This window comes from Levilactobacillus tujiorum (assembly GCF_012641185.1).
GTDB lineage: Bacteria > Bacillota > Bacilli > Lactobacillales > Lactobacillaceae > Levilactobacillus > Levilactobacillus tujiorum.
This window is the reverse complement of the sequence record NZ_JAAXLK010000004.1, coordinates 52,274-74,600: the sequence shown is the minus strand read 5'-3', so window position 1 is coordinate 74,600 and position 22,327 is coordinate 52,274. Positions and strand designations below refer to the sequence as shown.

The 22,327-nt window shown below is 48.6% G+C and carries 21 protein-coding genes; 5 read left to right on the top strand and 16 right to left on the bottom strand.

Annotated features, from left to right (window positions below; all coding sequences use genetic code 11):
- Positions 1–279: 279 nt before the first annotated feature.
- The 7 genes from HF569_RS03025 to HF569_RS02995 all read right to left on the bottom strand — a co-directional run bounded on the left by HF569_RS03025 (position 280) and on the right by HF569_RS02995 (position 8,927).
- The gene (locus tag HF569_RS03025; RefSeq protein WP_168901268.1) at positions 280–1,416 is read right to left on the bottom strand and encodes a hypothetical protein; all 1,137 of its coding nucleotides are present in this window, start codon (positions 1,414–1,416) and stop codon (positions 280–282) included.
- Between the two features lie 232 nt (positions 1,417–1,648).
- Positions 1,649–2,779: a glycerate kinase family protein gene (locus HF569_RS03020; RefSeq protein ID WP_168901267.1), complete on the bottom strand. Its 1,131-nt coding sequence runs from the start codon at positions 2,777–2,779 to the stop codon at positions 1,649–1,651.
- Positions 2,780–2,806: 27 nt separating this feature from the next.
- Positions 2,807–4,108 (bottom strand): GntP family permease, encoded by a 1,302-nt coding sequence (locus HF569_RS03015; protein WP_168901266.1) that lies wholly within the window; start codon positions 4,106–4,108, stop codon positions 2,807–2,809.
- A gap of 447 nt (positions 4,109–4,555) precedes the next feature.
- On the bottom strand, positions 4,556–5,782 hold the full coding sequence (locus HF569_RS03010) for a serine hydrolase domain-containing protein (protein WP_168901265.1): 1,227 nt from the start codon (positions 5,780–5,782) through the stop codon (positions 4,556–4,558).
- A 256-nt stretch (positions 5,783–6,038) separates the two neighbouring features.
- On the bottom strand, positions 6,039–6,710 hold the full coding sequence (locus tag HF569_RS03005; protein ID WP_168901264.1) for a 2,3-bisphosphoglycerate-dependent phosphoglycerate mutase: 672 nt from the start codon (positions 6,708–6,710) through the stop codon (positions 6,039–6,041).
- A 158-nt stretch (positions 6,711–6,868) separates the two neighbouring features.
- A complete protein-coding gene (locus tag HF569_RS03000) occupies positions 6,869–7,939 on the bottom strand; it encodes a DMT family transporter (RefSeq protein ID WP_168901263.1) in 1,071 nt (356 codons plus the stop codon).
- Positions 7,940–7,979: 40 nt separating this feature from the next.
- Complete coding sequence (locus HF569_RS02995; protein WP_168849651.1) at positions 7,980–8,927, bottom strand: AEC family transporter; 948 nt, start codon at positions 8,925–8,927, stop codon at positions 7,980–7,982.
- Positions 8,928–9,294: 367 nt separating this feature from the next.
- Between HF569_RS02995 and HF569_RS02990 the strand changes: the two genes are divergently transcribed.
- The 5 genes from HF569_RS02990 (at position 9,295) to HF569_RS02970 (ending at position 15,326) form a co-directional block, all read left to right on the top strand.
- On the top strand, positions 9,295–10,434 hold the full coding sequence (locus HF569_RS02990) for an LCP family glycopolymer transferase (protein ID WP_168901262.1): 1,140 nt from the start codon (positions 9,295–9,297) through the stop codon (positions 10,432–10,434).
- Between the two features lie 689 nt (positions 10,435–11,123).
- On the top strand, positions 11,124–12,035 hold the full coding sequence (locus HF569_RS02985) for a metal ABC transporter solute-binding protein (RefSeq protein ID WP_168901261.1): 912 nt from the start codon (positions 11,124–11,126) through the stop codon (positions 12,033–12,035).
- Between the two features lie 149 nt (positions 12,036–12,184).
- On the top strand, positions 12,185–12,832 hold the full coding sequence (locus HF569_RS02980; RefSeq protein WP_168901260.1) for an EAL domain-containing protein: 648 nt from the start codon (positions 12,185–12,187) through the stop codon (positions 12,830–12,832).
- A gap of 150 nt (positions 12,833–12,982) precedes the next feature.
- Positions 12,983–14,113, top strand: a complete 1,131-nt coding sequence (locus tag HF569_RS02975; protein WP_168901259.1) for a GGDEF domain-containing protein — start codon at positions 12,983–12,985, stop codon at positions 14,111–14,113.
- A gap of 79 nt (positions 14,114–14,192) precedes the next feature.
- A complete protein-coding gene (locus HF569_RS02970) occupies positions 14,193–15,326 on the top strand; it encodes a GGDEF domain-containing protein (protein WP_168901258.1) in 1,134 nt (377 codons plus the stop codon).
- Positions 15,327–15,694: 368 nt separating this feature from the next.
- On the opposite strand, the gene HF569_RS02965 is transcribed toward HF569_RS02970, so the two are convergent.
- The 9 genes from HF569_RS02965 to HF569_RS02925 all read right to left on the bottom strand — a co-directional run bounded on the left by HF569_RS02965 (position 15,695) and on the right by HF569_RS02925 (position 22,326).
- Positions 15,695–16,108 (bottom strand): PTS sugar transporter subunit IIA, encoded by a 414-nt coding sequence (locus HF569_RS02965; RefSeq protein WP_168901257.1) that lies wholly within the window; start codon positions 16,106–16,108, stop codon positions 15,695–15,697.
- A gap of 85 nt (positions 16,109–16,193) precedes the next feature.
- Positions 16,194–16,805 (bottom strand): HAD family hydrolase, encoded by a 612-nt coding sequence (locus HF569_RS02960; RefSeq protein ID WP_168901256.1) that lies wholly within the window; start codon positions 16,803–16,805, stop codon positions 16,194–16,196.
- Between the two features lie 98 nt (positions 16,806–16,903).
- Positions 16,904–18,349: an MATE family efflux transporter gene (locus HF569_RS02955; protein ID WP_168901255.1), complete on the bottom strand. Its 1,446-nt coding sequence runs from the start codon at positions 18,347–18,349 to the stop codon at positions 16,904–16,906.
- A 611-nt stretch (positions 18,350–18,960) separates the two neighbouring features.
- Positions 18,961–19,716, bottom strand: coding sequence for a DUF5776 domain-containing protein (locus tag HF569_RS02950; RefSeq protein ID WP_332870952.1), 756 nt, complete (start codon positions 19,714–19,716; stop codon positions 18,961–18,963).
- Positions 19,713–20,000 carry a holin gene (locus HF569_RS02945; protein ID WP_168901254.1) on the bottom strand — a complete coding sequence of 96 codons (288 nt, stop codon included), beginning with the start codon at positions 19,998–20,000 and terminating at the stop codon, positions 19,713–19,715. Before HF569_RS02945 ends, HF569_RS02950 begins: the two co-directional genes overlap by 4 nt.
- A 191-nt stretch (positions 20,001–20,191) precedes the next feature.
- Positions 20,192–20,587 carry a hypothetical protein gene (locus tag HF569_RS02940; RefSeq protein WP_168901253.1) on the bottom strand — a complete coding sequence of 132 codons (396 nt, stop codon included), beginning with the start codon at positions 20,585–20,587 and terminating at the stop codon, positions 20,192–20,194.
- Between the two features lie 15 nt (positions 20,588–20,602).
- Positions 20,603–20,761: an XkdX family protein gene (locus tag HF569_RS02935; RefSeq protein ID WP_168901252.1), complete on the bottom strand. Its 159-nt coding sequence runs from the start codon at positions 20,759–20,761 to the stop codon at positions 20,603–20,605.
- 11 nt (positions 20,762–20,772) lie between these two features.
- Positions 20,773–21,201: a hypothetical protein gene (locus tag HF569_RS02930; RefSeq protein WP_168901251.1), complete on the bottom strand. Its 429-nt coding sequence runs from the start codon at positions 21,199–21,201 to the stop codon at positions 20,773–20,775.
- A gap of 12 nt (positions 21,202–21,213) precedes the next feature.
- Complete coding sequence (locus HF569_RS02925) at positions 21,214–22,326, bottom strand: hypothetical protein (RefSeq protein WP_168901250.1); 1,113 nt, start codon at positions 22,324–22,326, stop codon at positions 21,214–21,216.
- Position 22,327: the final 1 nt, after the last annotated feature.

Here is a 22,327-nt window from a genome sequence, read left to right as displayed (position 1 = left end):
GGCAAATATAGAGGACAATATCTGTGTAGCCGAGAGTGAGCCAAATTTGAGCTCAGCCGTGGGATTTACCAAGTTCTTGGTAAATGGCGACTTTGACACGTGTTCCTCGGGTCAAAGCGAGGCTAGAGACCGCCCTATGGCTCTAGCCGTCCTCCCCACAGCGCTCCAGCTCAAATTTGGCGAACGGCGAGGCGGCAGAAATTATCTGTTTGTCTATTTTTCAAAATCGTAATACCCCGGCCTTTACAGAACCATTTTAAGTTTCAACCTTTAGCTCACCTATTTAAAGCTCACCTGCAATAGCTCTGGTCCCCGGTTCATCATCAGATAGCCTTGACCAGCTCCCGTGAACGCCAACGCTTCAAACTCCCGCTGGCTAGCGAAGGCCGTGGCTCGGACGTCTTTGGGCTTGAGCTGCCGTTTGAGTAACCTCGCCAATGGCACTGAGGAAATCGCGTCATCACTGATAAAATACAGGCGATTATTCTTCGCGTTATAAGCAATCGACTGGTGCGTTTGCCCTGGACGATAGGCTAGCCCCTGCATCACTAACTTAAAATGCACGCCGCGTTGACTAATCGTTCCCCGATAAATCCGCAGTGCGCGCTTGCCACTATAACTACTGAAGTAGGCGTAGCCTTGGCGATCAAAGGTCAACGTACTATTAACCGCCAACTTGACGCCGTTTCGATTCACTAACCGATAATCAACGGTCCGCACCGGACGGAGGGTCTTAGTCGAGACCCGCACGGCACTGCCATACTTGCCGGCGACACCAGTCGAACGCGTAAACCACAGCTGCCCGTTCTTGGGATTTAGTGCCATGGATTGTCCGTGGCCCAAGTCAAATTTTGGCCCCTGTTTGATTGCGCTGAGCACCTGACGTTGATGCGGCGACTTCTTTCCCTTAGAGGCGGCATTGGTCGCCCGCCGAATCAAGGCCATATTTGTCGTCGTTGCACCGAATTTTTGCCGCAACTTAGCCAAATCATACTTGACGATCCAGCCCGTTCCCGCACTGCCGGTCTCCAGGTAAGCCACGTAAGCGGTCTTGCCGTTCTTAGTGATCACCAAACTTTGCGGATTGGCCCAATCGCCGGAACGGTGGACCGTAACGGGAAGGTACAGCGCCGTTGTCAACGTGGCTGGCGCATTCCCACGTAGCGTCGTATAGGTCGCTGGCTGAGTCTGAAATGTCCCCTGCTGCTGATAAGTTGGCGAAAACGCATAGCTGGCTGGCCGCGGTACATACAGATCCTGATTGTGGACCACTTTGACCTTCTTTTCCTGATAATTGGCTAAGGCAAATTTCGTGCGTACCCGTGCCTGGGCCGCTACATTGCCCCCTAACAGCACGAGGCACAGCGTCCCCAGTAGCACAGCGCTCTCCCCGATAAACCGCTGTAACTTTTTCATCTAACTCCCCCTTCACGCAAGTCAAGCCTAGACGTCCGGCCTTCATGACGCAACCCTTTCACTGAAAATGGTACCATTCTTCAATGAATGCCGTGATAAATCGTTCCTCAAACTAATCAATTTGATACTTAACCTTAGTAAACAACCGGCTATTCGCTCAAACACCCACAACTCAAAAAGCGGCCGGGACAATTTTCCCGACCGCTCCGTCGAACTCAGTAGTCACTTCGCTCTATTTAATTACCCGGGCAATATTTTCTGCCGTTCGCGCCAGATTAGCTGACGCTGCTTGAATCGCCGTGGGCAGGTCCACAATCCCCGGCAAAATACCGAAGATGGCATCAATTCCTAGATCATAGAGCTGATCAATGCCCTCACCAACGTTGCCAGCCACCCCAATGACTTTCGCCTTCGGGCTAACTTCCTTCACGGCCTGGGCAGTGCCCATCGGCGTTTTGCCGTATTGCGTCTGGAAGTCAATGGCTCCCTCACCGGTAAAGACGTAGTCGGCTCCAACGGCGCGTTCTTTGAGACGCGTTTCACGAACCACGATCTCCACGCCCTTTTCCATCTGCGATTGGGTGAAGACCAGAAGACCAGCGCCTAAGCCACCAGCGGCACCCGCTCCTGGGAAATCGGCGAGATCCGTCCCTAAGGTTGCCTTAATCACAGCGGCATAGTGAGCTAAATTAGCATCTAGCGTCTGAACCATCGCCGGCGTAGCCCCTTTTTGTGGACCGAAAACCGCCGCCGAACCTTGCGCCCCCACCAACGGATTGGTCACGTCGGAAGCAATCCGGACCTTGGTCTGAGCCACTAACGGATCAACCCCACTCACGTCAATCGTTGCCAGATCGGCCAGACCGCCGCCACCCCGTGAGATAGGATGGCCCGCGGCATCTAAGAACTTGACTCCTAGCGCCTCAGCCATGCCTTGGCCCCCATCAGTCGTAGCACTACCGCCAATTCCGATAATAATTTCCCGCGCACCGTGGTGCATGGCATCCAGCATCAATTGTCCCGTGCCATAAGTTGTAGTAATCAACGGATTCTTCGTTTCTTCATTCACAAATTGAATGCCACTGGCCGCCGCCATTTCGATCACGGCCGTCTGCTCATCCCCCAGTAGCCCATACTCGGCCGAAACGGGTTGTCCCAGCGGATTCAACACATCTGCATGCCGAAATTGCCCCTGTGTGGCGTCTACCAGCGATTGAACCGTACCCTCACCACCATCAGCCATAGGAACCAGTTCATACTCCGCTGTAGGGAAGACCCGCTTCAAGCCAGTATAAATGGCATCCGCTGCTTGTTTTGCCGTTAGACTGCCCTTAAATGAATCGGGCGCAATTACAAATTTCACGATCTCGTCATCCTTTCTTCCTGTCCGCTAGAATACGGTGAACATAATCACACCAACGATGGTCATCGTCAGCCCGACTGCCGTTTCATAAGGAACGGACTGCATCCGTTCCTTCAGTGACATGTTCATCGCGTTGGCCGTCACGTGGAAATAATTTCCTTGTGGCAGGTGATCAATCACCGTCGCCCCCGTATGAACCATCACAGCAGCGGCTAACGGTGCCGTCCCGAAGGCCAGAATGGCTTTGCCGAACGAGCCGGTTGCCAAGATGACCCCGGTTGACGTCGAAGCCGTGGCGGCCGCCATCAGAATCCCGGCGATCGGTGCCAAGAAGGTCCCGGAAATGCCAGAGATCTTAATCAAATGAACGATCATGGCCGGCAACGTCGAGGTTGTGATCAAGCCCCCAATGGCCCCCGCACCGATCAGGATCAACACCACATCCGTCATCCGCGCCATGCCGGCCTTGGTGTAGGCCAGAACTTGTTTGCCCTGATGCATCGCCAGCATGCCGATTAGCCCGGCTAGTGGCAAAATGTACATGGCATCGACGTTGAATTTTTCAAGTAACCCGATGTGCAAGACATTCCCCACTGGATTCAGTAGTAATAGGATCACGGCTAAGACTGGCGCCACAATCGCCGTTCCTAGTGAAGGCAGGGCCGGCGTCTGCGCTGTTCCCTGATCCTGATTGGCCTGAACATCGGCCATCGTTGCCACCGTTCCGCGGTGCCGCAACAGGGTAGCAATGAGCACCGTCGCGATTAATCCAAAAACAGCCGGAATAAAGTCGGCGACCATCAATTGACTCAATTCCAAGTGGAACCCGTGCGCTGCCGCAATTGTATTCGGGTTGGGCGAGATGATATTCCCCGCTTTACCCCCACCGGACAACGCCACTAGGAGGGCCAGCTTGGAAATCTTCATCCGACTCCCCACTTCCAGCGCAATCGGGGCCACAATCAGTACGGCAACTGGGATGAATACCCCCACCGCCGTAATAATCATCGTCGCCAAAGCCAACGACAAGATGGCCAGGCTTTCACCAAACTTGTCCACGATGCCCCGCGCGATGGCGTTAGCTGCACCGGACTCCATCATCACACCAGCAAAGACCCCCGCAGCGAGTACCCGGACGACGGTGCCCATCACACTCTGTGACCCGGTAACCACAATCTCAACCGTCTGGCTTAAATTGGCCCCACCAATCAACGCTCCAACGATCGTTCCCAATAATAGGGAATAAACGGGATTTAATTTTTTCAAAATCAGAATAATGGCTAGCGCTAACCCAATCAGGGCGCCAATCCAACTCACTGAAACTGTCATTTCCCTTCACGCTCCTTATGCTAATAAGTGAATTATGTAACTAACTTTTCAAACTTTTAGAATTATACAACAACCCTTTTCACAATAAAAGCGTTAAATGTTGTTTACCAAGTTAATTAGGCTGGCAACGTTACTGAATTTAACAACGAGTCATTGACTGTTTTTAGGGGCAAGAATGCTTCAATGACAAGGATACTGCCATTACCGATTCCGACCTGTCATCAATTACGGACTGCTTCTGAAATCGGTTTCGACTTTGCTCAATTATCAACAAATAAATTTTCAGTAGTACCGTCCGACAACATCAAAGGGTATCTTGGCTTAACGACAAAAAAAGACCCAGGATAACCTCCCAGGTCTAATCGGATGGCCAACACGCATGCCCGTTCAACTCAGAACTGACTGCCTGTTAGCTCACTTATCATCATGCTGACTTTTTAATTTAACCTACGACAACCGCTTAACCGCCATAATGTTGCGGAACGTGTTAAGCGCCAGATCTTCGGTTGACCACGTCGGGTACATGCCCCGCTTGTAGTAGTTGTTAGACAGGAGCACCACTCCCGTCTTCCCATTACGACTGAGAACAAACGTCCCTTCGTAATCATCACCCACACCGTGACCAAAGTAGCCTAGCCGGTCTAGGTGATACAGGCCACCAGCGTAGTGTGCGGTGTCGCTGTTACTCTTATGCAACTGCTTGGCCCCACTGGCTTTCTTCAACAAGGTTCCTTGAATGATTGCCCGTTCCGTCCGGAAGACATCCCCAGCTGACATCGTAGCATTCCCCGTCGCAATTTGCACGGCCATGTCCTTCGCTGACGGAACGTGCGGCTGTGAGTAATTGCCGGGAACCGTCCCGCTATAACCAATGGTCGTCCCGGGATGCTTCAACTGGGCAAAACTAGTGTGATTCAAGTTCAGCGGCGTCACCAGATGTTCATAGAACAGTTGGTAGTAAGACTCATGGGTCACCTGACGTAAGATCCCCGCTAGCAACGTGTAACTGATTGGCTGGTAATTAAATTGATTGATCTTTGACCGCTTGATCTTTGCCTGCCGACTCGCATATTGATAGACAGCCGGCTCCGTTAACGTGGTCTCGGGATTTAGATCACCAGTAATTCCCGCTTCCATATCAAGCATCTGACGTAGCGTCACTTGATTACTGCCCTTAATCTGCGGGTAGTACTTACTTAGCTTATCCGTCAACCGGAGCTGTCCCGCTTGGGCTGCACGCATCACCAGCATCCCCGTCATCGACTTTTGAATTGAGTTGATCAAGAACTGTGACGTTGGGTGATTGGCCTTATGCTTCTTCGCATTCGCCTTGCCAAACGAGCGTTGATAAACGACCTTGTTGTTCTTGACCACCAGCGCCGTCCCCACAAACTTTTTAGCCTTTAGATTTCTGGTAAATCTAGCCGCAAACTGGGGATTCTTCTTCCCAGTATTCTTTTTATCTAATGCTGACTTCTTATGCTTACGCTGTTGATTACTCCGCAACGCATCATACGCAATTTCCTGCCGGGTCTGCTTGGCATGTAATTTGCTCGTCGTCCGGACAGTCTGACGATCCTGCGTGTCCAATTCGTGCATGCTAAACACGACCCCACTAATCCCTAAGACCACGACCGCCAGGATACCCCAGTGGCCCAAATTCCGCTTATTCACAATCCCTCAATCCCCCTTGAAAATAAGACTTCCCTACTCTTCTTTAGCTTGAAGGCATCGCTGTCAGCGTCACCCGGACTATTCCCACCAAATAGTTCGTCAAACGGATGTTTTAATGACTTATCGGCCACTGCCTTCAACCCACGTACAAACGAAAGTCCTTGCTTCTGATTATACGAAAAGGCTGACCAAACACAATCTTTTTTACGAATTGTGCTAACCAACCTTGAGATCTTAGCAATTTTTTAACTAATTATTATAAAACTAATTTTCGGCGGACGTTGAGCTGGTCGTCGAAGTCATATTGAATCGGTTCACCATTAGCCACTTCCACCCGACTAATATCTTCATCGGCCACACCATCCAGGTACTTAATCAGTGCCCGTAAAGTACTGCCGTGCGCCACGACCAACTGATTGTGACCGTCTAAGAGCCGGGGGGCAATCTGGTCGACCCAGTAGGGCATCAACCGGTGATAGGCCATCTCGAGGCTTTCACCCAGTGGCTCGATGTGGGGACCAAAACGGTCATAGCGGTGGTCCTGTACCAGATGATCGAGCAGCGGTGGCACCGTCTTAAAACTCCGCCGCCAGATCTTGATCTGTTCATCGCCCACCTGTTCACGCACCTTCGCCTTATTTTTCCCGCGGAGCGCGCCGTAGTGACGTTCGTTCAGCCGCCAAGACTTGTATTCGGGAATGTACAGTTGATCGATGGCTTCCAACACAATGTTAGACGTCACGATGGCCCGCTGGAGCATTGACGTATGCACCGCACCAAACTGAAGGCCCGTCTGCGCCACTAATTTGCCGGCTGCTTGCGCCTGTTGCCGCCCCTTAGCAGTCAGCGGCACGTCATTCCACCCCGTAAAAATATTGTCCCGGTTGGCGACACTTTCTCCGTGCCGTAAAATTACCAGCGTTGCCATTTGTCCGCTCCCCTTTCTCTCTATCAATACCATGACCATCATAACATAGGCCCAGCACGGTTTCGCCTAATTTGTGCAGAAAATCACGTCTCACTGCATCATTCCCAGCTACATCAAAAAGGGGCCACTTTACAGTGCGCCCCTTCATTTCAAACTATTTAATTAGTCGATTCAGTCGAAGATGACTCGACGTGGGCTTCCGCTCTAGCCCGTAACTTGGCGCCCGCCGTCTGGGACGAAGCAGCTTGAAAGTCGCTGGCTGGAACCGTGGCTTCTTGATCAGCCAATTGAGATTCCCGCGACTTGACCCGGTTGCCCATGAAGGTCACCACGGAACCCAATAAGATGATGACAATTCCGACAATCGTATTGGTCAAAATCCGTTCGTGAATCAAGAGTGCCGCTAAGATTGGGGCTAACCCCGGCTTGATGAAGAAGACTAATGACGCCGTTGATACGTCCGAACGCTCCATCGCCAAGAAGTAAAAGGCAAACCCACCACCAGTCACGCAGACGCCGATGAAGAAGAGTAACCAGAAGTATTCCAGACTAACATTCTTCAAGATCGGCATGGCGGCAAACTGGCTCAACCATGAGACCTGGCGCATACTGCCGGCTACTGCGGGAACGTGGCTCAGTAACATCAAGAGTAACAATTCAAATGATCCCGCAAAGAAGGTAAAGCAGGTCATAATGATCCCATTAAAGTGGTGACGCACCGAGCCCCACCGCGAAACGATACTGTATAGGCCAAAAGTCAACGCCGACCCAATCGCCAGACTGAGCCCCACCGCGTTCGTTAAGTGCGCGGGGTTGACGATCACAATCAGCCCAATAATAGAAATCACAACGGCAATTAAGTTAGCCCGACCCAAGCGTTCGTGCAGAATCAGGTAAGAAAAGATCAGCGCAAACACTGGATTACAACTGAACAATACGGCTACCGTTGAGGCCTGATCGACCGAGATCGCCAATTGATACAGTGTCATGGACACAATCACACAGACAAAACCAGTGAGGAAAAATAAGCCCCAGTCGCCCTTGGTCAAGTGATGGTGTTGTTTGCTCAATGCCCGCAAGGCAATTGGCAAGAGGACCAAGCCCCCGACGAAGAAACGAATCAGGTTCAACTGAATGGGGTTAAATGCGCCACCAGCGGCCTTCAAGGCAATTTCCATCGAACTAAACATCAAAGTTGAAAATGCAATATATAACAACGTCTTTCTCAAAACGAACCTAGTTCCTCCCTATGTAAATCTGCTTCATCGACTAGTGAATCTGCTGAACGATGACCATCAGAATCGGAATCACCACTAAACTTAGGAGGGTCGTTTCGGTTACCATGATGGCCGCGTAATCCGTATCCGCACGGTAGAGCTTCGCCACTACCGGTGCGTTGGTCATTACGGGCATCGCCGCTTGTAAAATAAAAACTTGCTTCATTAATATTGGCATCGGAGTCGGAATCACCAAGCATGCCATGAGCGTTGGGGCCACCAGGAACCGTCCGAAGAGGATTCCCAGACTATCGCGATTGAGCCGAATGTTTTGCACACCCGCGCCAGCAATTGCAGTCCCAATAAAAATCATCGACAGCGGCACCGTCAAGCCACCCACGTAGCTGAAGTCCTTCATGATCCAGGCTGGCAGTTGAATATCCAAGAGAACCAGCGCAACCCCCAACATAAAGCCTAATAATGGTGGAGAAAAAATTTTCTTCAGGGTCGTCACCAAATCAAATTTGGCACTGCCCTGACCATCTCGCTGAATCAAGTAAGCCCCTAACGTCCAAAAGAACGTCGTATTGGCCATGTAATAGACCAGCACAAAGGGCATACTCTTGGGACCAAACAAGGCCTCATTGACAGGTAACCCCACAAAGACGGTATTCGAATTGGCAAACATCGCCTCGAAGAGTCCTCGTCGTTTGGGATGCACCTTAAAGCCATGAAAGGCAATGACGGATAACCCAAACATGATCAGCATTGACACTACTGGAAACCGTAAATCCGGTAAGGTGGCTTTCAGCGTTGCCGCCGAAAACTGCGTCGTAATCGTACTAATCATATAGGCTGGCAAAGCAATCTGCGTCACCAGCCGTGCAATTAACCGACGTGACTGCTCGTCAAACCAACCACGGCGGGAAAGAATATAACCTAAACCAATCATCACTAGGATAATTAAAACCCCAGAGACACTGCGAACAAAGACGGCCATCCGACACCCTCCCGCCCTTCATCATAAAATATTAACGATTCTTAACTAACTTGAGTTATTATAGCACGAGTCCAAATCTGAATAGAATCGTAACCGGTTACAAACGCCAATACAACAAGTTTTAGCTCACCTTGACAAGCTGCGCAAATGAACTTTTCGCTTCCATTGGTGGTCCAATCTAGTCGGTTTTCGACCAGTCCGAGCGTTTACGAATGGGATTTTTTGTGGTCTAATAAATTAATTGAGTCCGCAACCTAGATTTTTAGGGGAGCCACCGAATTTAGGTTGGCTGGTCACTCCCGGAAGTTCTCGCGAGTGCTGCCAGCAACGTATACCAAGATTTTTGAATGAGGATGAGGAAATAACTATGCCAAACGATAATGGAAGCAGACGGCAACGAACGCCTGAAGACTTCGAACAAGTCTATGATCGCCGTTCAGATCGTAATTCACACTTTAAGACGCCGCAAGTTCACCCCCACCGTCCCATCATGTGGACGATCGTCATTGCCCTACTGGTCATGCTGACCGGGGGCCTCGCCTATGGTTATCAGGCGTGGAACTCCGCTAAGAAGACTTTTAGTCAAACCTACGAATCGTCCAAGGCCGCCAAAAGCCGTAACGTTTCCGCGGTGCTTAAGAAGAACAAACCGTTCTCCATTCTACTCCTAGGGACTGATACGGGGGCCCTGGGCCGTTCTGATGTGGGTCGGACCGATACGATGATGGTCGCCACGATTAACCCGACTAAGGAAACCGCCTATTTGACCAGTATTCCCCGGGACACTCGGGTGACGGTGGGTTCCGGCGTGAACGCTTCTGTCCAAAAGATCAACGCCGCTTATACGATCGGGGGACCTAAGACCGCCGTTAAGACGGTGGAGAGTCTGCTGGACATCCCGATTGATTTCTACGCGATCGTTAACATGGGTGGTCTGGAAAAGATGGTCGACGCCGTCAATGGTGTTGATGTGACGCCACCATTAACCTTCCACTATGGTGCAGCCGATGTGGTTAAGGGCAAAAAGGTCCATTTGAACGGTAAACAAGCGCTGGCCTACTCACGGATGCGCCACGAAGATCCACTGGGTGACTACGGTCGGCAAAAACGGCAACGCCAAGTTCTCCAGAAATTGGTCGTTAAAGCGGCTGGGTTGACGTCGATTACCCGTTACCAACAAATTCTAACGTCTTTGAATGGTAACCTGAAGACCGATTTAACCTTTGATGATCTGATGCAGATCCGTGCTAAATACGGCGATGCTTCTCACCATATCAAGTCAGAAACGCTTCAAGGACAGGACGCCATGATTGACGGTCTCTCCTACCAGGTACCGACTAACTCTGAATTGCGCAAGATCTCCAATCATATTCGCAAAACCTTGGAACTCGCAGAAACCAAGAACTTCACGACCGATGCAGATACCTCAGCTTACGGGACGGATACGAGTTACACGACCGCTGGTGCTGACACCAGCTACGGTGCCGCTAACAACAACGGTTATTAATTTAATGATTGTAAAGACCTGGGACCACAATCCCAGGCCTTTTTATATTCTCCCGAATCACCTAACTTAAAAAAGTCCTTGCCAAGCCACACTGACTTCTGTATTATCTAAACAGTAATTATTACTATTTAGAAGCTGAAATACCGAAATACTATCGCCAATGCCTGAATGATAAAGTTAGTAGCCTAGAAAATTCTCTAACCCGGTCTGCAGAGAGTCCACCTACTCCCTGAGCAGCGGCCCTCTGACTCGGTTTGAGGTTCGGCCAACCCACCGGACTCAAAGCACGTTCCACGCTGTCAGCCGATAATCAGCGAACATCGCCGACACAGCTGTTTCCATTTCTACCCCTTCTCTGGTTAAAGAGAAGCTTCTAATTCTAGGTTAACTTGAACTAGCTATGTCCTCTCGGCTGTGAATTGGCAACCCCTATGTAGCCGTGAGTGAGTCAAATTTGAGCTCAGCCGTGGGATTTACCAAGTACTTTGCTTGGTAAATGGCGCCTTTGAGACGCGACTCTCGGCTCAAAGCGAGGCTGGAGACCGTTCTATGGCTCCAGCCGTCCTCCCCACAGCGTTCCAGCTCAAATTTGACGAACGGTAAGGCGGTAGCTTCATCCACATTAATACTGGGTAAGGTAGGTATTTCAACTTCTAGTTACTATTTTAGAAATGAAGGAGCAGTAAAGAATGTCACTTTTTAAGAAGGTAATCTTAGGGACCATCAGTCTCAGCATCATCGTCTTGACCCTGACCGCTTGCCGTCAGAATACCACTAGCACCCCCATCAGCAAGACCAAACCGATTCACGTCGTCGCCAGCCTCGATTTCTACGGTGAAGTAGCCCAAGCCGTTCTGGGTAACCACGGTACCGTCACCACCATCGTCAAGAGTGCTAGCGTCGATCCCCATGACTTTGAGCCCACTCCCAAGGAAGCCGCGACCATCGCTCAGGCCAATGTCGCCTTATCGAACGGTCTAGGCTACGATCACTGGATGCAAAAGATTGTGAAAAGCAGTCAAAATCATCCGCAAAACATCCGCGTTGGTGAAGACGTGATGGCTAAAAAGCTGGGCGACAATGAGCATATCTGGTATGACCCGGAAACCATGGCGCGAACGGCAACCTACCTTGCGCAACAATTTGGTAAAAAGGCCCCGCGCTACCAAGCCGTCTACCAACGGAATGCCGCCAAATACATCAAACACTTGGCGCCCCTCCAACAACAGATTAAAACCCTTAAGCAAAATAGTCATCAGCAGCGCGTTGACGTTAGCGAGCCGGTTTTCGACTACGCTTTAACGGCACTGGGCTATCGGCGCAACAACACTAGCTTTGAGATAGCCGTTGAAAACGGGACTGATCCTTCACCACAAGCTATCAAACAGATGCGCCAGGATATTCAGCACCATCGAATCGCCTTTCTGGTAAATAATCGCCAGGCCAGCTCTAAGATTGTCAAACACATGGTTCAACTAGCCAAGCAGCATAACGTGCCCGTCCTGAACGTCACGGAGGCCCTCCCCAAGGGGCAAACCTACCTCACCTGGATGCAAGCCCAGTATCGTCAACTAGCTAAAATCCAGGCAGCCACAGACTAATTTTTCGAGCGCCCCAGTCATCTACGCCGTATCTTAGTTGAAATGTAAATGACTGGCGACACTAAACGGTATATGGCGTTGTGCTTTTGTTGAAAAAGACTAGAATAAAGGTAATTAATTAAACGTGTCTTTAAAAGGAGTCGACCCAAATGTATCGTTTTTTTGTTCAGCCCCAAATCAATCAAGATGATAATAAAGTCTTCGGCTATGAGGTTTTGCTTCGTAAACAACAAAATGAATCGTGGGTACTGCCCCAACACTTCACGGATATTTCGGTTGAGGAGCAGGCAACACTGCTTGAACAGACTGAGGCGGCTTTAAACACTGCCGCCAACCAGCAAGTATTGGCCTTTAACTTAAACAACCAACAGTTGCGCGATCCTTTTACGCTGGGGACCGTCATTGCCCTCAAGAAGCGGATTAATCCGGCCGCGCTATCCATCGAATTGACCGAGGCGCCAACGTTGCCCGAGGTTCAACTCTTCAGTATGATGCTGCACCAACACAACATCAAACTGGTCCTCGACGATGTCGGCACGGGATCGAATACCTACGATAATATTCAACACTTATTGCCCTTCGTTGACGAGATCAAGTTTGCGATGCAAAATCTGCGGATGGAGAACCGGGCGGAAGAGATTCCAACGTCACTCGCCTTTTGGGCTAAGATTGCCAAGCATTATCGTCTCCAAATGGTGCTCGAAGGCGTTGAAGACGCTAACGATCAAGCATTGGCCAAGAAGTTTGGCATTTCACTACATCAGGGCTACCTGTACGGTAAGCCTAGTCTTGTTTAAGAATAAGGAGTTAACGCCAATTGATGATTGACGCTAACTCCTTATTTTTCAGGAAAATACGGCCCATGGGTAGTCCAATTAAGTTTCATGAGTTAATATATAAGTGTTGTATATTTCATATCTTCACATTTCATAGAACGGATGACTATCATGACTTGGTCCAAATGGTTTGTTGCGCCCGCGTTAACGAGTATCTTCTTCCTGCTGGGCGTGCTCACTCTCTATTGGTTCATGACCAATAAAATAATTCAATATCTCGAACGCCGGCATAAGCACGTCAACGTGCCTAAAGTCCGGACGATTATCGGTCTGATTTACATGACCCTGTTGCTCCTCATCACGCAAACTTCCGTGAATGGCACCCCGGATCGCTGGGTCTTCACCAATTTTGAAATTTTCGCGATTGCCTTCGTCAGTTATTTTCTGATGTTACAGATTCGGCTGTGGCAATTGTTGGCCGCAACCGTTATCTTCATGCTGATTAACGGCAGCCTCTTCGACTGGTTACCGTGGGCGTTTGCCATCGTCTACATCGGCTTTTACTTCACGTTAAAGCAGGTCCGTCACCATCAGCATCACACGTGGCGCGACCTTAGCGACTACGCGATCACCACGTTGGGTTTCTCCACCATCCTGTGGGGAATTACCACCATCCGGTTCCGCTTACCCTTAGCGACGGCTGGCTGGGAAATTCTCTTCAGTTTCTTGCTGCTGATCATCATGTACTTTTACGTGGATTCACTCTTTGATAGTGCGTCGACATTAGCGCGCTTGACGTACACGACCAACTTTGATGATCTCACCCAGGTGCGGAACTATTTTGCGTTCAAAAATGACTTCAACGATAGCTTCCATGATGCGCAGGCTCAGCATGAATCGTTAACGTTAATGCTCTTTGATATTGACCACTTCAAACACGTGAACGACACGTACGGGCACCTAGCCGGCGACTACGTACTCCACAACGTCGCCGCACTAATTACCCAACAGCTGGCAGCGATTGATCCCGACCTGCGACTCTACCGAACCGGTGGCGAAGAGTTTACGATTATTTTCAATCACTTCACCACGGATCAGGCACGTACGCATGTCGACGCGATTGCCCAAGCCGTCAAGGACAACCACTTCCACCACAGTGGTCAAGACATTGAGATCAGTCTCTCGGTGGGGGTTACACAGCTTAAAGTGAGTGACGAGAATCAACTGGACCTTTACCGTCGCGCCGACCAGAATTTATACTTCTCTAAGCGAAATGGGCGCGACCGCGTTACCATTGCCTGATACTATATCGGAGTTTGGGAACACCCCAAGCTCTTTTCTTTCCCCTCAATGGACAAAACTATAGATTGGATGACGACAAATGACTTGGTCACAATGGTTTGTGACACCCGCCCTCACCAGCGTGTTCTTCTTATTGGGTGTGCTCACGTTCTACTGGTTTATTTCTAGCAAATTAATTAAACATCTTGAAAAACGGCACAAAGATGTCAATCCCACGCGAATTCAGACGATCGTCGGCGTGATTTACATCATGTTACTGATTATCGTGACCCAGCTCTCCGTTGAGGGAACTACTAACGGTTGGGTTTTCGTTAACTTCCAAGTCTTTGCCGTGATCTTCGTCAGCTATTTCTTGGAGTTGAACCTGCGCCCCTGGCAATTGGGAATTCTGATCTTGGCCTATATGAGTATCAACAACACCCTCACTATCGGGTTGTCCTGGTTATTTGCGCTCACTTACTTTGGCCTTTACTTTGCCATGACCTTTATCAAAAAACACCGTCATGCCAGCCAATGGCGTAACTTTTGCGATTATACGCTCGTTAATCTGGTCTTCGCCGTGGCGATGTGGGCCGACATCAAGTTTCGTTTTGAACTCACCTACGCCGCGGTTGCTTGGGAAGTTCTCTTCAGCTTCTTCTTTATGACGATCACCTTTGTCTATATCAATTCCGTTCTGGATGGCGCCAACACACTTGCTCATCTCACTTACACCACGAACTTTGATGAATTGACGCGCGTTCACAATTACTATGCCTTTAAGAACGAGTTTGGCCAAGCCTTCGAGTACGCTCAGACGCAACAGATTCCGCTGACCATCATGCTCTTTGACATTGACCACTTTAAACACGTCAATGATACGTACGGGCACTTAGCCGGCGATTACGTCTTAAGCAACGTCGCGCGCCTAATCACCAAGCAGCTGAAAACGATCGACCCCACCTTGACACTCTACCGTACGGGTGGCGAAGAGTTCACCATTATTTTCAAAAATTACACAACAACTCAGGCCGCTGACCACGCCAAGGCGATTGCCCAGATGATCCATGACCAAGCCTTCCATTATGCTGGCCAGGACATTGATATCAGCATCTCAGCGGGTGTGACGGCCCTGCAGACGATTGACGAAAATCAATTAGATCTGTATCGGCGCGCGGATCAAAATCTGTACTACTCCAAGCGCCATGGTCGCGACCAAATCACCATCGACTAACTAAAAAGTTCACCACGACAAACGTGATCACCCTGACAACTAACGGCTGGGGTGATCACGTTTTTTGGTTAATTCTTGAATGAAGACATTCAGATCGCGTTATAAAAATCTTTGTAAGGTGACTCACGTGAATTACCGTTAGTAATCTGCTAAAGTGAGCTTAACAAATAACTAATCAGTGGGTGATTATCCATGGATCTGCAATCTCAGCTGCACCTGTCGCGTTCCCTAACGTCGTGTTACCGTGTCTTCGCAACGCCGACCGCCCCGCTACATCGCTCGCAGATCACCTTGCCCGTCAAACATCCACCGCAATAAAAAAGCAGACCGATCCCTGTTCAGAGGGTCAGTCTGCTTACCGAATCTCATTAAATATCATCATGTGGCGTCTGTGAGACGTCCAAACGGCGAATTCCCGCCTGTGCGGCGCGCTCCAAATGGGGAATTGCGGTAGCCAACGGCTGCTTTTGAACCGCCAGCGCCTCAATTAACATTGGCAAGTTAAGTCCGGCCAGTAATCCATAGTGCTCAGGCGCCTGCGCAACAATTTGCTGCGCCGCGTTAAATGGTGATCCTCCCCATAAGTCCACCAAAAACAAAAAATCTGAAGCTGGCTGCAAACTTTGAATTGCAGTCTGATAATGATTCACCAAATCTTCAACGCTCTCATCCGCTGTCAACGTGACAGCAGCAACTTTCTGCGCCTTACCGAAGATCATCTCGGCACTCTCTAAGATGCCACGAGCAAATTCACCGTGGCCTGTGACGATTATGGCAAACATTCTGCCACCCCTTTTTGTTGTAACCTTAACGATAGGAATCTACCGTCTGGGTCAAATATAGCACAAAACGGGATAAACCACCACTTTACAGCAATTTCAGCATATCCTGGGGCTGCTTAAAGGTCACATCCGGGGTAAATCCTGCTGGTTGCTTGCCGTTCCAGCCGGCAAAGCCAAAGGTCACCTGAGCCGCTTTAGACGCCTGAACGTCATAGTCCGTGTCCCCAACATAGATGGTGGTCGCCGGATCCGCGTGCAGACGCTGCATCGCTAGCAGAATACCGTCAGGCGCCGGCTTGCCATGGGCAACGTCCTCCGCAATCACGTGCTGCGTAAAGTAGTCTGCTAAGCCTTTGCCGACCACGTCCCGCTTATATTCGAACTTTTGCTTGGAGGTCATCACTGCCAGGTTAGCACCAGCCGCTCTCAACTGTTGCAGAGCGGTTTTCACACCCGGATAAACGGCCACCGTCTCCCGGTAATCCTGCGTACGGGGCCCCCACAGAGCTAAGACTTCCGCCACATTCGGTACCTTTAACCGAATCAAGGCGTCCTTACTGGGAATCCCAAAAGTCGTCGCTAACTCTGCATACGGGCGATCCATCCCCTGTTCATGCAAGATGGCCTGCAAAGACTTGATGTACATCGCCTCAGTATCCAGTAGGGTTCCGTCGATATCAAAAATGAAGTTCTTCATGTCGTAAATGCACTCCTTGATTAAAGGTTAACTCACGTTTAACTAAAAAAAAGAGAAGACCGCTCATCACGATCTTCTCTAGTGTATCACGCCTGATACTAAGACTCTAATTTAGGTTGTGCTGTCGGCGATAATTTAGCGGCCGCAGTCGTCTCCTCAGGTGCATCTGGAGCCAACTGGTCATCTGCTCGTCCTTCAACCACATCAACAGAACGTTGCAGGTTCCGAAGTTGCTTGATGGCCCGAATCCATGATGGTATCAGGATTGCACAGGAGCCTAGCCATGCCAATGGTTCTGCGGAAACTGCCCCGGCATAGCCGAATGTTCCGACCATAAATATAGCGGCAAAAATCCGCATGGTCAGCTCTCCGACCCCGGCCAAGGTTGGCAATACCCGGCGGCCTAAGCCTTGGAGGGTATTCCGAATGATAAACAGGACACTCAGTAACAGGTAGCTACTCCCGATAATGTTAAAGTACGTTTGTGATAGCCGAATCACATTTTCATCGGCCGTTCCAATAATCAACGTCACGATTGGCTTACCGAAGAAGATGACGAGGCCACCGGCAAAAATAGCAAAGCTCCCCGATAACCATAACGTCTTCTTAACGCCTTCCATGATCCGACCATACTTCGCAGCGCCAAAGTTTTGAGCCGCAAAGGTCGCCATTGTAACCCCAAAAGATGACATTGGCAGTGAGCACAGTTGGTCAACCTTTGACGCAGCCGTCGAAGCAGCCACAGAGTCGGTTCCCAATGAGTTCAACGCGGCTTGCATAACCATGGTGCCAATCGCAATGATTGAAAGTTGGAAGCCCATCGGCATTCCAGTAGAGAAATGATCCCACAGTTCCCGGAAATCAATCTTAAAGTCTGCCTTGGAGATGTGTAGCAATGGAATCGACCGCACAATGTAGCCCACACAGAGCAAGGATGCAATAACTTGTGAGATAACGGTTGCCCAACCAGCGCCAGCTACGCCCATGTGGAAGACCAGAATGAACAAGAGCTCTAACAAAACGTTAACGACCGTCCCGATTACCAGGAAGATGAGGGGCGTTCGCGAATCGCCTAAGGCCCGAATGATATTTGAAAGTAAGTTAAATGCCATGGAGGCAAAAATCCCAGCAAAGATAGTACTGATAAAGATTCTAGCATTGTTAAAAATTGAGGCAGGTGTCTGCATTAAATGCAGAATCGGATCAACAAACGTTAAGGCTAAAACCGTCAGGACGATCGTCATTAAAATCGAAATGACAATGCTCGCTGCAAAGGACTGTCGCACACCCTTATAGTCGCGGGCGCCGTACCGGGTGGCCGTAATAATTGCCAGTCCAGCTGTCAGGCCCTGTGCAAATCCAATGATTAAAAAGTTGATGGAACCAGTCGCTCCAACCGCGGCCAGCGCTTTAACGCCTAAGGTTTGCCCCACAACCACGGTATCAGAAACGTTATATAATTGCTGAAACAGGTTACCAATTAAAAGTGGAATTGTGAAAAAGAAAATGAGTTTGAGGGAATTGCCCTTAGTTAAGTCGTTCATGCGCCGACCTCCTTTTAGAATTTTGTCAATCATAGACACAGGATAACTACTATAACGCCCTTGTCTGACTTTGTCAGGCATTTTGCTTGAAAGTTTTCATTAATCCCGATTTAATTTCCAATATTACGCCCTTCTCAGTGATTTTTGAAGACCTATTTCGGGTGAAAACGATTGCGTAGCGAAATTGTTATCTGTTTGTCATGTAAGCCATTAAGTTTGTCACTCTTAAGGCTCCAACACCGCATTCTAGTTCGTTTTCACGCAGATGCAAGTTCTTTGCTTGGGTTGCAAACTAAACGCAGATTTCAGTTGAAATACGTCTCAAACTCAATTTGTTCTGTATTGCTTTCATTTTCATGGAATTCACTTTGCCTGTTGATTTACTGAAAATAGCCCTGCTTGGTGACCACAAAAAAAGCTGGTGACTTGAGATAATCTCAAATCGCCAACTTTTTAAACTATGATGCGGCCAAGAAGAACGCATAGAAAGAGGTATAAAACCTTATATAATAGTAGGTTCCATCAAAATTGGTTACAGAAATGGTTACATTCGTGCGAGGGACAATACATAAAAACCCACCCAATCCAATTAAGGACTGAGTGGGTTTCGTTTACTTAATTTTCTTGACGTAATCCGCATTGGATGTGATATATAGCCCATTGCCAAGTTGTAATCGGGTTATCTTGCCGTATTTCACGACCTTGTCAATATCAAAAATAGTTCCCTTTTCAAACTTCTTTTCCTTCTTCTTAAAAGCCTTATCGTGGTACCGCGTTACCGACGTAATCGCCTCAACCTGCTTAGCCGCGGTCAAATACGTTGGCTTCTTCGTGGAAGCCGAACCACCGACACCATTCTTCAAATCCTTAGCAAACTGGGCCTTACTAATTCCCCACTTACGAAGATAGGCATAGGGATCTTGGTGGTCGCCCCATAAATTATCGCTCACCCACTTATGGGACTTTATTCCCTTGCCTGAGCCGTCCAGCGTGAGTGGAATACCATACTTCTTGGCATAATATCGGATAACCCATACATAGCGCTTGTATGATTCATTGAAGCGTTTCTGACTATCCACATGAGCCAATTCAACTTGGAACGGACTACGTTCATTTGCTGGACTCCCCGCCCCATAAGCAATATAACCCGGGGTTCCAACAATGTAGATACCTTGATCGTCCACAATGGCATGGGTATATGCGGATTGCCAATGTCCTCGCATATAGGATGCTTCGTTTTTAGCAGACCCGACAGCCCGATTGTTATCATTCCCCGTATCATGAGCAATAATATATTGGTTGGACGCCTTACCACTCGCCCCCTGATTGGTTCCCAGTTCATAACTGCGATTGATTGGATAGCTCACTTCTTGTCACCTTCCTTAATCTGAAATCCTTTGAAGCCATCAAACAGCCCTGATGTAAAGCCACCTACCAAGAGTCCCATCACAGCTCCTGATAAGTAGTTATGATCAGCTGTTACCAACACCGACAAAAGCCCGACCAATACACCCACAACCATCGATAGCCACGGCATGTACTGGTTGGGGATTTTGGTCTGCTTAATTGCTTGAGTCAAAACAAAAACGACCAGAATCGTTAACATCAATTCGGCCGTCGTTCCTAGATTGAGTTGTTGGATATAATCCATACTACTCGCCTCGTTTCTTTAATTTTTCGTTTTCCTTTTTTAACCGTTCATTCTCCCTTTTAAGCCGCTTAATCTCATCAGTCTTGGTTGGGGGCTTACCGGCATTGATTCTTGCCACCCAAACCGGAACATATCCAACTGCAATCGCGGAAATTGCGGAGAGAATGGCAGTGAACACCTTATCACTAATCCTAATCATCCCCCGTAAAAGCATAGCTAACAATTCGGCAAATTACCCCGCCCGTCAGCACGGCGCCCGGACTAATCAACGCGCCCATCTCCATATCATGAATCAAGAAACCCAGAAAAAAGGACATCCACACAAAGACTAGGCAACCAATCATAATCGGTCGGGCATAGAACCAGTGGAAGTCCCAGATTGAGTAAACCATTGTAAATGTTCCGATGACTGCAATCATAAAAATTGAAACAGGGTCATCTAAAAAACCCAACACGGTATGTGCTGGGGGTTTCAAATCGAAGAAATTCACTTGAATGATAAACACGATCGCGATCGCATAAGTCTCAACTGCCGACCAAAACCAAAACTGATTTTTCTTGTAATGCTCATAAAGTTTTCCATCCATAATAAAAGCACCTCACTAGTCATTTTCAGTGGGTACCTGATAATCCTTGCCAGTCAGTTCTTTGTACTGGTCTGGTGTGATACACCAATTGACCATATAGCCAATGTCTAGCCCCCATGAAGCATACAACTTAGCATCTTCAATGTTTGGTGCTGAAAATGGATTGTTTCCCATGATGATTCCTCCTATTCTGCCTTAGCTGCGATTTGCTTTTGTACTGCCACAATTTGGTGTGACAGGCCGACGAATTGCTTTTGAAATTGCTCTTGCGTAGTAACGAATTGCTGCTGGGCTTCTACTTGAGCCTTTGTGGCACTTCCCAGAGCTGTTTGCAAGCCTTCGATGGTTTTGTCCCGCTTTTCGGCTTGTTCGCCTTGCTGGTCAATCAATCCTTGCAGGTAATCAATATCCAAATTGGGTAAGTTACCCGGAGCTGTGACTTCTTGCGAATCATTACTCTTGAATGCATACATCCACCAGTAGCGCGTGAAGTATTGCACCGAGGTAGTTGGGATATTGACTGCTCGTAAGCCATCTGCCTGCTCAAGCGCAGGTGTAGTGTTCTTATCTGGAAACTTGTTATCTGAATTTGGTTTTACATAATAAATTGGCATCTTTGTTCCTCCTTAAATTAATTTTGAATAACTAATTTTGAAAAAAGTGTCATTATCTGTCCCAAGAGTGCTACAGGTAGCTCCAATAGTGAATGCTTTATTTTCCGGCGTAACTATTTTTGCTCCGGAAAAAGCCAACTTTGAATTGCCGTTACTGACAACATCATTAACAATCGATCCTGAAAGGCTTGTAATTTTTTCAACCAATTGTGTAAGGTCAACTACGGTCTTCCCGCCAACCGAATTACTGTCCTTAACCGTGCCGCCAATTACTGCGTCCATATATTTCTGGTCATCGTGGATCCGATATAACAAGGTAAACGGGTTTAAAAAATCACTACTCCCGGTTAAGACACGCCAAGCACTTGCTTCAATGCTTTTCAAATCGTCGCGGGTAGCGACTGATACCCCCTTTACTTGTAACCCAGGAAAGTTACCGGACTCAGCCACTGCCCCAGTATCAGGACTACGGTGAAACATATTTGCATCATTAGCCGGCATAATGCGCTTACCATTGAGATTCATGGAATCGTCGCCATTATCAGCGACTTTCTTACTTAATAAGTCGTCTGATTCTTTCTTGCTATAATACTCGGTCATATCTGGCTTAGGAATTCTAGCAATGGCATCTTCCACAAACTTAATAGTTGCCAACCCATCAGGATCTAGCTTTACTGTCACATTGGTTTTGTCACCTACAATCACAAAAATAGTAATACCAAATCTCAAAACAACTTTATCGGCAAAGTCTGGCATGTATTGTGCATGCTGACTTTCAGCCGTCATGACTGAGAAAAGAACCTCTTGATCATGTCCGTCCTCTTTAACGTAAACGCCCAATGCATTCATGCTATAAGACTTAGACAATCCTTGATTCATAAACTGCACTCTGGTACCAATGACCCCATCGCTCCCACTAGGATCATCGACCTGTTCGACAATTGAGCCCTCTTGAACTTCGTTCGGCAATTTAGTCAGTGCTGCTAACTGCCCGTCAGTCAGATAACTTAAATCATCGCCCGTGGCCACGGCCCGAGTAATGACATAATGTGTCTTGCCATTGGCAGCTAAAGTTGCCAGCCGGGTGCCCTCGGTCGTTAAAATTGTGTCATTGTATTTTGACAAT

Bases quoted from the DNA above. Each gene is read 5' to 3' on its own strand.
- HF569_RS02940 (WP_168901253.1), bottom strand. From the start codon at position 20,587: ATGGATGGAAAACTTTATGAGCATTACAAGAAAAATCAGTTTTGGTTT.
- HF569_RS02935 (WP_168901252.1), bottom strand. From the start codon at position 20,761: ATGGGAAACAATCCATTTTCAGCACCAAACATTGAAGATGCTAAGTTG.
- HF569_RS02995 (WP_168849651.1), bottom strand. From the start codon at position 8,927: ATGGCCGTCTTTGTTCGCAGTGTCTCTGGGGTTTTAATTATCCTAGTG.
- HF569_RS03005 (WP_168901264.1), bottom strand. From the start codon at position 6,710: ATGGCAACGCTGGTAATTTTACGGCACGGAGAAAGTGTCGCCAACCGG.
- HF569_RS02975 (WP_168901259.1), top strand. From the start codon at position 12,983: ATGACTTGGTCCAAATGGTTTGTTGCGCCCGCGTTAACGAGTATCTTC.
- HF569_RS02990 (WP_168901262.1), top strand. From the start codon at position 9,295: ATGCCAAACGATAATGGAAGCAGACGGCAACGAACGCCTGAAGACTTC.
- HF569_RS02930 (WP_168901251.1), bottom strand. From the start codon at position 21,201: ATGCCAATTTATTATGTAAAACCAAATTCAGATAACAAGTTTCCAGAT.
- HF569_RS02945 (WP_168901254.1), bottom strand. From the start codon at position 20,000: ATGGATTATATCCAACAACTCAATCTAGGAACGACGGCCGAATTGATG.
- HF569_RS02955 (WP_168901255.1), bottom strand. From the start codon at position 18,349: ATGAACGACTTAACTAAGGGCAATTCCCTCAAACTCATTTTCTTTTTC.
- HF569_RS02960 (WP_168901256.1), bottom strand. From the start codon at position 16,805: ATGAAGAACTTCATTTTTGATATCGACGGAACCCTACTGGATACTGAG.
- HF569_RS02985 (WP_168901261.1), top strand. From the start codon at position 11,124: ATGTCACTTTTTAAGAAGGTAATCTTAGGGACCATCAGTCTCAGCATC.
- HF569_RS03015 (WP_168901266.1), bottom strand. From the start codon at position 4,108: ATGACAGTTTCAGTGAGTTGGATTGGCGCCCTGATTGGGTTAGCGCTA.
- HF569_RS02970 (WP_168901258.1), top strand. From the start codon at position 14,193: ATGACTTGGTCACAATGGTTTGTGACACCCGCCCTCACCAGCGTGTTC.
- HF569_RS02980 (WP_168901260.1), top strand. From the start codon at position 12,185: ATGTATCGTTTTTTTGTTCAGCCCCAAATCAATCAAGATGATAATAAA.
- HF569_RS02965 (WP_168901257.1), bottom strand. From the start codon at position 16,108: ATGTTTGCCATAATCGTCACAGGCCACGGTGAATTTGCTCGTGGCATC.
- HF569_RS03025 (WP_168901268.1), bottom strand. From the start codon at position 1,416: ATGAAAAAGTTACAGCGGTTTATCGGGGAGAGCGCTGTGCTACTGGGG.